Source organism: Protofrankia coriariae (assembly GCF_001017755.1).
GTDB lineage: Bacteria > Actinomycetota > Actinomycetes > Frankiales > Frankiaceae > Protofrankia > Protofrankia coriariae.
This window is the reverse complement of sequence record NZ_JWIO01000006.1, coordinates 256631-266174: the sequence shown is the minus strand read 5'-3', so window position 1 is coordinate 266174 and position 9544 is coordinate 256631. Positions and strand designations below refer to the sequence as shown.

Below are 9544 nucleotides of genomic sequence, written 5' to 3'. Positions count from 1 at the left end.
CGCGGGCGGCCGCCGCCGCGGCCGGCTCGCTGGCCGACGGGGCCGACGGGATGGTGCGCTCCGCGCCGTTGATCCTGGTGACGCTGCAGGGGGCGGCCCGCGCTGGCCGCCGGGTGCTGCTCGGATACGTCGACCAGCAGGGGACGCCCAGGGACCAGGTGGTCCGCCCGCTGACCGTCGAGGGTGGCTGGGTCACGGCCTGGGATCAGCGCACCAGCGCGACCCGGCGGTTTGCGTTACACCGTGTGACCGGCGTCCTCGATGTGGAGGACATACTCCCGAGTGGTGAGATCAACGGCTACCCCTGGCTCTACGAGCCGGGCGGGCCGGGCGGTTTCAGGGCGGCTTCCGCCTCCCGAGCCGGTTTCGGTGCCGGGCCGGCGGGCGTGGGCCCGGTTGCCGTGGACCCCGTTGCGGTGGACACCGCCGGGACGGACACCCCCGAGACGCCGACGGCGGTGCCCAGCCAGGCGCCTCCACGGCCGCTTGACACGGAGGACATTTCCGATCTGCCCTGACGACAGCCTGACCTGCCCTGACAGCCCGACCTGCCCTGACAACGGCCGGGCCCGCCTCGCCTCCCGATGACCGGATTTCGGCGGCCGGGCCGCTCTGCGGCCGGATCGTCCGGACGACGCCCGCCGCGGGCGGCGGCGTCGGCCCTGCCCGGGACCGCCGGCGAACATGCGAGAATCGGCGGACGCGCTCGGTGTCCGCTGGCCGGCCGGTCTGCTCCGCTTGCCGGTCCGCCTGACGCGACGCCGTGAAATCGGCGTCCTGGAAGCCTTCGGACGCCTCGGGAACCCTGAGCCCCTCGGAAATCCCGAAACCCTCGGAAGGCCCTCGGAAGGGTGGTGAGACGTGACCGACGGTCCGTTGATCGTCCAGTCGGACAAGACCCTGCTGCTAGAAGTCGATCATTCACTGGCCGGCGACGCCCGAGCCATGATCGCGCCGTTCGCGGAGCTGGAACGTTCACCCGAGCACGTGCACACCTACCGGATCACCCCGTTGGCGCTGTGGAACGCCCGGGCCGCCGGCCATGATGCCGAACAGGTCGTCGACGCGCTCGTCCGGTTCTCCCGCTACGCCGTTCCGCACGCGCTGCTCGTCGACATCGCCGACACCATGGATCGCTACGGCCGGCTGCGGCTGGAGAACGACCCGGTGCACGGGCTGGTGCTGCGCACCGTCGACCGCGCGGTGCTCACCGAGGTTGTCCGGTCGAAGAAGGTCGCGCCGATGCTCGGGCCGCGCCTCGACGACGACTGCGTCGCGGTGCACCCGTCCGAGCGGGGACGGCTCAAGCAGGCGCTGCTGAAGATCGGCTGGCCGGCCGAGGACCTGGCCGGTTACGTCGACGGCGAGGCGCACCCGATCGAGCTGCGCCAGGACGGCTGGGAGCTGCGCGACTACCAGAAGGGCGCGGTGGCGGGTTTCTGGGAGGGCGGCTCGGGCGTGGTGGTGCTGCCCAGCGGTGCCGGCAAGACCATCGTCGGGGCCGCCGCCATGGCGCACGCCCGCGCCACCACCCTGATCCTGGTCACCAACACCGTCGCCGGCCGCCAGTGGCGCTCGGAGCTGCTGCGGCGCACGTCGCTCACCGAGGAGGAGATCGGCGAGTACTCCGGCGAGCGCAAGGAGATCCGGCCGGTCACCATCGCCACCTACCAGGTGATGACGGCCCGCCGTAAGGGCGAGTACCTGCACCTGGAGCTGTTCGGTGCCCGCGACTGGGGGCTGATCGTCTACGACGAGGTGCACCTGCTGCCGGCGCCGGTCTTCCGGATGACCGCCGACATCCAGTCCCGCCGCCGGCTCGGCCTGACCGCAACCCTGGTGCGCGAGGACGGCCGGGAGGGCGACGTCTTCTCGCTGATCGGCCCCAAGCGGTACGACGCCCCCTGGCGCGAGATCGAGGCGCAGGGCTGGATCGCGCCGGCCGAATGTACCGAGGTGCGGGTGACCCTCACCGAGGACGAGCGGATGGCCTACGCCGTCGCCGAGGCGGAGGAGCGCTACCGCATGTGCGCCACCGCCCACAGCAAACGGGCGGTGGTGCGCCGTCTGGTGCAGCGGCACGCCGACGACCAGGTGCTCGTCATCGGTGCCTACCTCGACCAGCTCGACCAGCTCGGCGAGCTGCTCGACGCCCCGGTCATCCAGGGGTCGACCCGCAACCGGGAGCGCGAACGCCTGTTCGAGGCGTTCCGGACCGGGGAGATCAGGACGCTGGTCGTCTCCAAGGTCGCGAACGTGTCGATCGACCTGCCGGAGGCGGCGGTCGCCATCCAGGTCAGCGGCACGTTCGGGTCACGCCAGGAGGAGGCGCAGCGGCTCGGGCGGGTGCTGCGCCCGAAGGCGGACGGCCGGGGCGCGCACTTCTACACCGTGGTCTCCCGGGACACGATCGACCAGGAGTACGCCGCGCACCGCCAGCGCTTCCTCACCGAGCAGGGGTACGTCTACATGATCGTGGACGCTGACGACATCCCCGATCCCGCGTAACCGTCCGGCCCCGGGTGGCCAACCGTCCGATACCGACTGATCGTCTGGCCCTGTGTAACCGTCCGGTGGTTACTCTGGGTATGGTTACTCTGGGTTTGGTGGGTCCACGAGGGTGGCTGGGATGATCGTGCAGGGTACCGGCGTGATCACTGTCAGCTCCTCGTCTCCGGTCGCGGATGCCGCCGGTACGTAGGCACCGTCGACGAGCCGGTAGGCGTCGATGCGCGGGCCGTCCGGATCGACCAGCCAGTAGTCGGGCACGCCGTGGTCACGGTAGAGGTCGAACTTGAGCGTCCGGTCGTAGCGGCGGTTGCCGGCTTCGGCGACCTCGACGACCAGCAACGGCAGACCGGTGATCCGCTGTGGGCGGTCGTCGTCGCCGGCGGCGGCCACGACGATGTCGGGGACGACCTCGCTGCGCGGCTCGATCCGGACGCTGACGTCACGGGTGTGGACGCGCATGTCGGCCGGGGTGGCCTCGACGAGCAGCCGGACCAGGCGTTTGGTCACCCGGGTTTCCAGCGGCGTCGGCCACGGGCGGACCACGAACATCCCGTCGACCAGCTCGAAGCGGGGGTCGAGCGCGAGTTCGTCGAGGTCCGTCACGGTGAGCGGCGGCGCGGGCAGCGTCAGGACGGGACGGAGCGAGCGTGTCGCGGGGCCGGGAGAAGGCACGCCAGTAATGGTGCCTTGTGACCCGGAGACTGTCTAAATGTTCTTTGCCGTACCGCTGTCAGCCGAGGCCGCGGGAGTCCTGCTTGAGCGCGGTGTCTATGGTGAGCGCGGAGGCGACCACCAGGCTGCGCAGCGGATCCGTCAGCGGACGGTGGATCTGGACGACGTAGTTGTCAGCGGTGGTGAACAGGGTGCGGGCCAGCCCCTCCCAGGTTTTCGTCACCCGGGCGATCTCGGTGCCGCCGTGGTCGACGATCGAAAAGTTCCACGCCCGCCAGTTCTCCGTTTTGATCGTTCCGATGGGCGTCCCGCCGGTTTCCAGCGCAAAACGGATCTTGCCGAAGATGTTCTGCTGGACGATCTGGCCGATCTCGAATCCGTCCGGCCGGGTGACGATCACACGTGACCTGAAGACCTTCGCCGGCCGGGTGAGGACCAGATGGGCCACGCCGGCGCTGTCGCGCACCTCAAGCCGGTGGGTGAAGAACTGGTCGAGCGAGCTGACGAACCGCACTGCTTTCTTCAGCGCGCTCTGGCCGACCTCGACAACCGAACCGATCTGGTTGCCGGCCTGGTCGAACACGGCATATTCGTTCGTCAGTTCGATGAGCTTGGTCTTCTGGTTGACCACCAGGACCGGTTCGGTGAAAAGCGTCCCGCCGCCACCGTGGACGGGTCGTACACCCGCGCCTTCGGAAACCTGGCGCTGGACGCGGTCCGGTGTGTAGTTGGTCTGTACCGGCGCGTTCTGGTAGCCCTGTGGAGTTCCCCAGCCCTGGGCGGGCGCCGTCTTGCCCGGTGATTCCGGCTGTCCCGATGGCACGTCGCTGACCTGGTCGGTCCAGGTGGTGCCGTCCCAGTAGCGGAAGCCGTGCTGGCCGGACGGGTCGGCGTACCAGCCGGCCGGCGGCGTGGTCTGGGTCATCTCGTACACACTCCCGGTCATGGTGCTGTTCGCGGCCCACCACGAACCCGTGGCAGCGGTAACCCCACCGAAATCGACGCTTCACGCGAGTATGCCCGACATGGTCGGTAAACCGCCGCCACCGCCGTCCAGCCATGTCCCAGGCACGACAGGGACATGACACGACAGACGACAGAGGTATGACAAACGACAGAGGCATGACAAAGGGGCGGTCCCGCCATTGGGACCGCCCCTTTTATCCGGTTTGTTCGGTATTCAGGCTGTAGGCCTCAGAAGTCGAGGTCTCCACCGCCGCCGGGAGCGGCCGGGGCCGGGTTCTTCTCCGGCTTGTCGGCGATGACGGCTTCGGTGGTGAGGAACAGCCCGGCGATCGACGCGGCGTTCTGCAGCGCCGAACGGGTGACCTTGGCCGGGTCGATGATGCCGGTGCCGATCAGGTCGACGTACTCGCCGGTGGCCGCGTTCAGGCCATGGCCGGCGGGCAGGTGGCGGACCTTGTCGACCACGACGCCGCCCTCAAGACCGCTGTTGTAGGCGATCTGCTTGATCGGCGCCTCCAGGGCGAGGCGGACGATGTTCGCTCCGGTCGCCTCGTCACCGGCGAGGTCGAGCTTCTCGAAGGCGGTGACCGACGCCTGCAGCAGCGCGACGCCACCACCGGCGACGATGCCCTCCTCGACCGCGGCCTTCGCGTTGGAGACGGCGTCCTCGATGCGGTGCTTCTTCTCCTTGAGCTCAACCTCGGTGGCGGCACCGACCTTGATGACCGCGACTCCACCGGCGAGCTTGGCCAGCCGCTCCTGCAGCTTCTCGCGGTCGTAGTCGGAGTCCGACTTCTCGATCTCGGCACGGATCTGGTTGACCCGGCCGGCGATCTGGTCGGGGTCGCCAGCGCCCTCGACGATCGTGGTCTCGTCCTTGGTGACGACGAACTTGCGGGCCTTGCCGAGCAGGTCGAGCGTGGTGCTCTCCAGCTTCAGGCCGACGTCCTCGGAGATGACCTGGCCACCGGTGAGGATGGCGATGTCACCGAGCAGGGCCTTGCGGCGGTCGCCGAAGCCGGGGGCCTTCACCGCGACGCTCTTGAAGGTGCCACGGATCTTGTTGACGACCAGGGTGGCCAGGGCCTCGCCCTCGACGTCCTCGGCGATGATCGCCAGCGGCTTGCCGGCCTGCATGACCTTCTCCAGCAGCGGGAGCAGGTCCTTGACCGCCGAGATCTTGCTGTTGACGATGAGGATGTACGGGTCGTCGAGGACGGCTTCCTGACGGTCGGCGTCGGTGACGAAGTACGGCGAGATGTAGCCCTTGTCGAAGCGCATACCCTCGGTGAGCTCGAGCTCGAGGCCGAAGGTGTTGCTCTCCTCGACGGTGACGACGCCTTCCTTGCCGACCTTGTCCAGTGCCTCGGCGATGAGCGCGCCGATCGCGGGGTCGCCCGCGGAGATGGACGCCGTGGAGGCGATCTGCTCCTTGGTCTCGACCTCCTTGGCCTGCTTGGAGAGCTCCTCGGAGACGCGCTCGACCGCGACCTCGATGCCCTTCTTCAGACCCAGCGGGTTGGCGCCGGCCGCCACGTTGCGCAGACCCTCGCGGACCAGTGCCTGGGCGAGGATCGTCGCGGTGGTGGTGCCGTCACCGGCGACGTCGTTGGTCTTCTTCGCTACTTCCTTGACGAGCTCCGCACCGATCTTCTCGTACGGGTCCTCGAGCTCGATCTCCTTGGCGATGCTCACACCGTCGTTGGTGATCGTGGGGACGCCCCACTTCTTCTCCAGAACGACGTTGCGGCCCTTCGGGCCGAGTGTGACCTTCACGGCGTCGGCCAACTGGTTCATGCCGCGCTCCAGGCCGCGCCGTGCCTCCTCATCGAAGGCAATGATCTTCGGCATGGTGTCGTGGTCCTCCCAGGGGAATGGCTGTTCAATGGCCTGGCCAAGACGACGCCCGCGACGGACGGCCCGGTGGCCTCGTCGCTCAGCCCTGGCACTCGAAGCGGGTGAGTGCCAGCTCCTGTTTAGCACTCGAGGTGGGTGAGTGCAAGCTCGCCCCCCGTTGCGCCGCACGGCCGGACGGCCCGCCACGGGCCCGGCCAGGTGGCGGCCGCGCGCCGGCCGCATGCCATCGTCCGGCCCGTGAACCATCGGTGAACCCCGTGCCGGTCACGTGCCCAGAACTCCGTCGAACTGGCAGATCGCCACGCGGGCGTCGAGCGACTACGGCGAAGCCCTGGCTGCCCGCCCACCGACGAACCCCCGCCGTTGCGCGCTGGAAGGACGGGGGTTCGCGGTGCTGGGGCACGTTCGCACGTCGCGATCGCCGACCAGGACGGTGCGGTACAGGTCAACCTGAATCTACCCAACGGGGCCGGGACGGTGCTGCGGGTGATCGGCGATCCATGTCCATGCGGTCCATGTGCCGTGTCACGGGCCGGTGGTGCCAGGCGTTTTCACGCCCGCCATGGGGCACGTCGTCCGTCCGTGGCGTCCTCGGCCTCCCAGCGCAGCAGGTCGCCCGGCTGGCACCTGAGCACCTCGCGGAGCGCGGCGAGCGTCGCGGAGCGCACTGCCCTGGTGCGGCCGTTCTTGAGTACCGCCAGGTTGGCGGGCGTGATCCCTACGCGGTCCGCGAGCTCGCCCACGGACATCTTCCGCCTGGCCAGCATCACGTCGATGTCGACGACGATCGGCATCAGATCACCGTTGATAACGGGGACGTCGATGCCGTTGATACGGATGGTGCGGGCCATCGCCACCTCCTCGTGTGGTTTCCATGAGGTGCGGACAGGCCGGCGCCGCTTCCGGGCATGGTGGTATCCGGGAAGGGGACGGCGGTGGGATCATGGGAGTCGTCCGTGTCGGTCGTGGAGGTGCTCGCGGGGATGGCCACGCCACGGCTGTCGAAGCGAAGTCGCGGAGGTGTCACCATCGGCATGCGCTCCATCGGCCTGTCCGGATCCGGCACCGGAGGGTCCCCGGCACCCGATCCGGACGGACAGACGCGTGCCCCAGGGAGATCATCCACCACAACCTCCGACACGCCGACGAACCCGGGAGGTTGTGGTGAGAGATCGACATGTATCCTGACCTGCAACGGCACAGAATTTTTAGATCATCTCACCATGATCTAAAAGATCTTCAAAAGGAGGTTGTGGTTGGATCTTGCAAACCCCCAGCTCAGACGGGGTACAATTCGGACAGCGGTCCCCGCGATCTACAAATCCGAGCCGGATTGAAACCAGGCCGCCGCGTCGTGCTCGTCGACGACCGTGAGGTCCCCGCGATCCACAGATCTTTGTTTCTGGGTTCCGCGTGTCGTTCGTCTTCGGAATAGCGGACCAATCCGTCGATCACTATGGGCTGGGTGTTGACTCCCAGGGTGTCCCCGAGCCGCTCGAAGCTGTCGAGATCGCAGGAGGCGGACATGGTTCGATACTCATCGACTCGAAGGGGAGCCCAGCTCGATTCTTTCGTCGGGCCGCGAGTTCGGAAGCTGCCGTCAGTGGCAGGCCTCGGCCATGTTCAAAGCGGCCCCCGGGCAGGCGAAAGTGAACGAAGTTCTCGTCTTCCGGTTCGGTGTCCACAATCTTGGCTTTACCGGCCAGTTGTCGGAATGAATCGACACGGGCTTCTTCTCAGTGGTCTGCCGGAACGGCGGCGCGGGCAGGTGGCCGCGCCGCCGTTTGCGTCGTCCCGGAGATGTCGGCGGTGCTGAATAGCGGAAGATCCTGCGGAGGGTGTTGGGCGGTCGGGGTCAGTCGCCGAGGCCGGCGGCTTCGAAGGCGGCCAGGGACGGGCGGATGGTCGCGGTCGGCCGGCCTGTCGGGATCAGCGGGTCGAGGGTCTTCAGGCCGTCGCCGGTGTTGAAGATGACGGTCTCCGCGTCGGGGTCGAGCAGGCCCTCGCGCAGCAGCCGCCGCAGGCACGCGACGGTGACGCCGCCGGCGGTCTCGCCGAAGACACCCTCCGTCCGGGCCAGCAGGCGGATTCCCTCGACGATCTCGGGGTCGGTGACGTCGGTGATCGCGCCGCCGGTGCGACGGGCCACGTCGAGGGCGTACGGGCCGTCCGCCGGGTTGCCGATCGACAGCGACTTGGCGATGGTGGACGGCTTCACCGGTGCGACCGTGTCCGCCCCGCGGGCGAAGGCCGCCGCGACCGGGTTGCAGCCCTGCGCCTGCGCGCCGAAGACCCGGTGCGGGGTCGGCTCCACCAGGCCGAGCCGGCCGAGCTCACCGAACGCCTTGTCGATCTTCGTCAGCAGCGACCCGGACGCGATCGGCACCACGACCTGCTCCGGCAGCCGCCAGCCGAGCTGTTCGGCGACCTCGTAGCCGAGCGTCTTGGAGCCCTCGGCGTAGAACGGCCGCACGTTGACGTTGACGAACGCCCATTCGTACTCGCCGGAGAGCTCGCTGCACAGGCGGTTGACGTCGTCGTAGTTGCCCTCGATCGCGACCAGCGTGCCGCCGTAGACGGCGGTCGACACGGTCTTGCCGTCCTCCAGATCATGCGGGATCAGCACAACCGAACGTAGCCCGGCGGACGCGGCGTGCGCTGCCACCGACTGGGCCAGGTTGCCGGTGGACGCGCAGGCGACCGTGGTGTACCCGTGCTCGCGCGCGGCCGACAGCGCCACCGACACGACCCTGTCCTTGAACGAGTGGGTGGGGTTCGCGGTGTCGTCCTTGACCCACAGTGTCCGCATCCCGAGCTCGGCGGCGAGGCGGGGGGCCGGGCGCAGCGGCGTCCAGCCCGCGCCGAGCGACACCCGGCGCGCGGGGTCGTGGCCGGCGGGCAGCAGCCCGACATAGCGCCACAGGCTGGCGGGACCGGCCTCGATGGACTCCCGGGTGACCCGGCGTAGCACGGAGTCGTCGTAGGCAATCTCCAGCGGGGCGAAGCACTCGATACAGACATGCGTCGGGGAGAGCGGATAGGTGGCGCCGCAGTGGCGACACGACAGGGAAACCGCGGGATTGACGACGTCCGGGCTGATCGTTGCGACGCGCTCGGGAGCGACTGTCATCTGTGAAACTCCTCATCTTTCCCGAGAGCCGGATGCATCTCAGGACGGAATTAGCACCTGCCGCGCACTGATGCGGGTGGTTGCCGGGGCTTCACTGGGCCGGTCCCTCTGCCCCTCTGGATGAGCCGTATGCGGTTGTCAGTCCGTACTGTAGTCCGTGTGCGGTCTGACGTATACCGTTGGTTCGAGCATAGGACGTACTACGGGCGGGACTTCTCACCAGGGGAACTACTGGCCCGTAAGGCAGGGCCGATCAGCGTGGTGCTGCCCGCGTTGAACGAGGCGGCCACCGTCGGCGCGATCGTCTCGGCGCTCCGCCGCGATCTTATGGCCGCGGTGCCTCTCGTCGACGAGATCGTCGTCATCGATCCGGGGTCGGTGGACGCGACCGCCTCCGAGGCGGCCGCC

8 protein-coding genes, 1 pseudogene and 1 riboswitch (1 of these 10 only partly in view) are annotated in these 9544 nt (G+C 68.6%); of the genes and pseudogenes, 4 read left to right on the top strand and 5 right to left on the bottom strand.

What is annotated here, in order from left to right:
* From FrCorBMG51_RS06455 to FrCorBMG51_RS06450, 3 genes are all read left to right on the top strand, one after another.
* Window positions 1–289, top strand: partial view of a helicase-associated domain-containing protein gene (locus tag FrCorBMG51_RS06455; protein WP_476742123.1) — the 3' end only. It extends 1814 nt beyond the left edge of the window; only the last 289 of its 2103 coding nucleotides appear in the window; the start codon falls outside the window, past its left edge; its stop codon occupies window positions 287–289.
* Window positions 246–518, top strand: coding sequence for a hypothetical protein (locus FrCorBMG51_RS33020; RefSeq protein WP_052914409.1), 273 nt, complete (start codon window positions 246–248; stop codon window positions 516–518). The genes FrCorBMG51_RS06455 and FrCorBMG51_RS33020 overlap by 44 nt, the downstream gene beginning before the upstream one ends.
* A 343-nt stretch (window positions 519–861) precedes the next feature.
* Window positions 862–2508 (top strand): DNA repair helicase XPB, encoded by a 1647-nt coding sequence (locus FrCorBMG51_RS06450; protein WP_047222147.1) that lies wholly within the window; start codon window positions 862–864, stop codon window positions 2506–2508.
* Window positions 2509–2592: 84 nt separating this feature from the next.
* Here the strand turns inward: FrCorBMG51_RS06450 and FrCorBMG51_RS06445 are convergent, their stop codons facing one another.
* From FrCorBMG51_RS06445 to thrC, 5 genes are all read right to left on the bottom strand, one after another.
* Window positions 2593–3183 carry a Uma2 family endonuclease gene (locus FrCorBMG51_RS06445; protein ID WP_047222146.1) on the bottom strand — a complete coding sequence of 197 codons (591 nt, stop codon included), beginning with the start codon at window positions 3181–3183 and terminating at the stop codon, window positions 2593–2595.
* Between the two features lie 58 nt (window positions 3184–3241).
* Entirely contained in the window at window positions 3242–4108 is an 867-nt protein-coding gene (locus FrCorBMG51_RS06440) for an LURP-one-related family protein (RefSeq protein ID WP_047222202.1), read from the bottom strand.
* A 269-nt stretch (window positions 4109–4377) separates the two neighbouring features.
* On the bottom strand, window positions 4378–6000 hold the full coding sequence (groL, locus tag FrCorBMG51_RS06435) for a chaperonin GroEL (protein WP_047222145.1): 1623 nt from the start codon (window positions 5998–6000) through the stop codon (window positions 4378–4380).
* 557 nt (window positions 6001–6557) lie between these two features.
* Window positions 6558–6857, bottom strand: a complete 300-nt coding sequence (locus FrCorBMG51_RS06430) for a helix-turn-helix domain-containing protein (protein ID WP_476742119.1) — start codon at window positions 6855–6857, stop codon at window positions 6558–6560.
* Between the two features lie 1004 nt (window positions 6858–7861).
* Window positions 7862–9136, bottom strand: coding sequence for a threonine synthase (gene thrC, locus FrCorBMG51_RS06425; RefSeq protein ID WP_047222144.1), 1275 nt, complete (start codon window positions 9134–9136; stop codon window positions 7862–7864).
* A 9-nt stretch (window positions 9137–9145) separates the two neighbouring features.
* Window positions 9146–9263: riboswitch (SAM riboswitch) on the bottom strand.
* 32 nt (window positions 9264–9295) lie between these two features.
* Here thrC and FrCorBMG51_RS30715 point away from each other — a divergent pair.
* Window positions 9296–9544 (top strand): annotated as a pseudogene (locus tag FrCorBMG51_RS30715) (glucosyl-3-phosphoglycerate synthase); the annotation flags it as partial.

Bases quoted from the DNA above. Each gene is read 5' to 3' on its own strand.
- FrCorBMG51_RS06440 (WP_047222202.1), bottom strand. From the start codon at position 4,108: ATGACCCAGACCACGCCGCCGGCCGGCTGGTACGCCGACCCGTCCGGC.
- groL (WP_047222145.1), bottom strand. From the start codon at position 6,000: ATGCCGAAGATCATTGCCTTCGATGAGGAGGCACGGCGCGGCCTGGAG.
- FrCorBMG51_RS06430 (WP_476742119.1), bottom strand. From the start codon at position 6,857: ATGGCCCGCACCATCCGTATCAACGGCATCGACGTCCCCGTTATCAAC.
- thrC (WP_047222144.1), bottom strand. From the start codon at position 9,136: ATGACAGTCGCTCCCGAGCGCGTCGCAACGATCAGCCCGGACGTCGTC.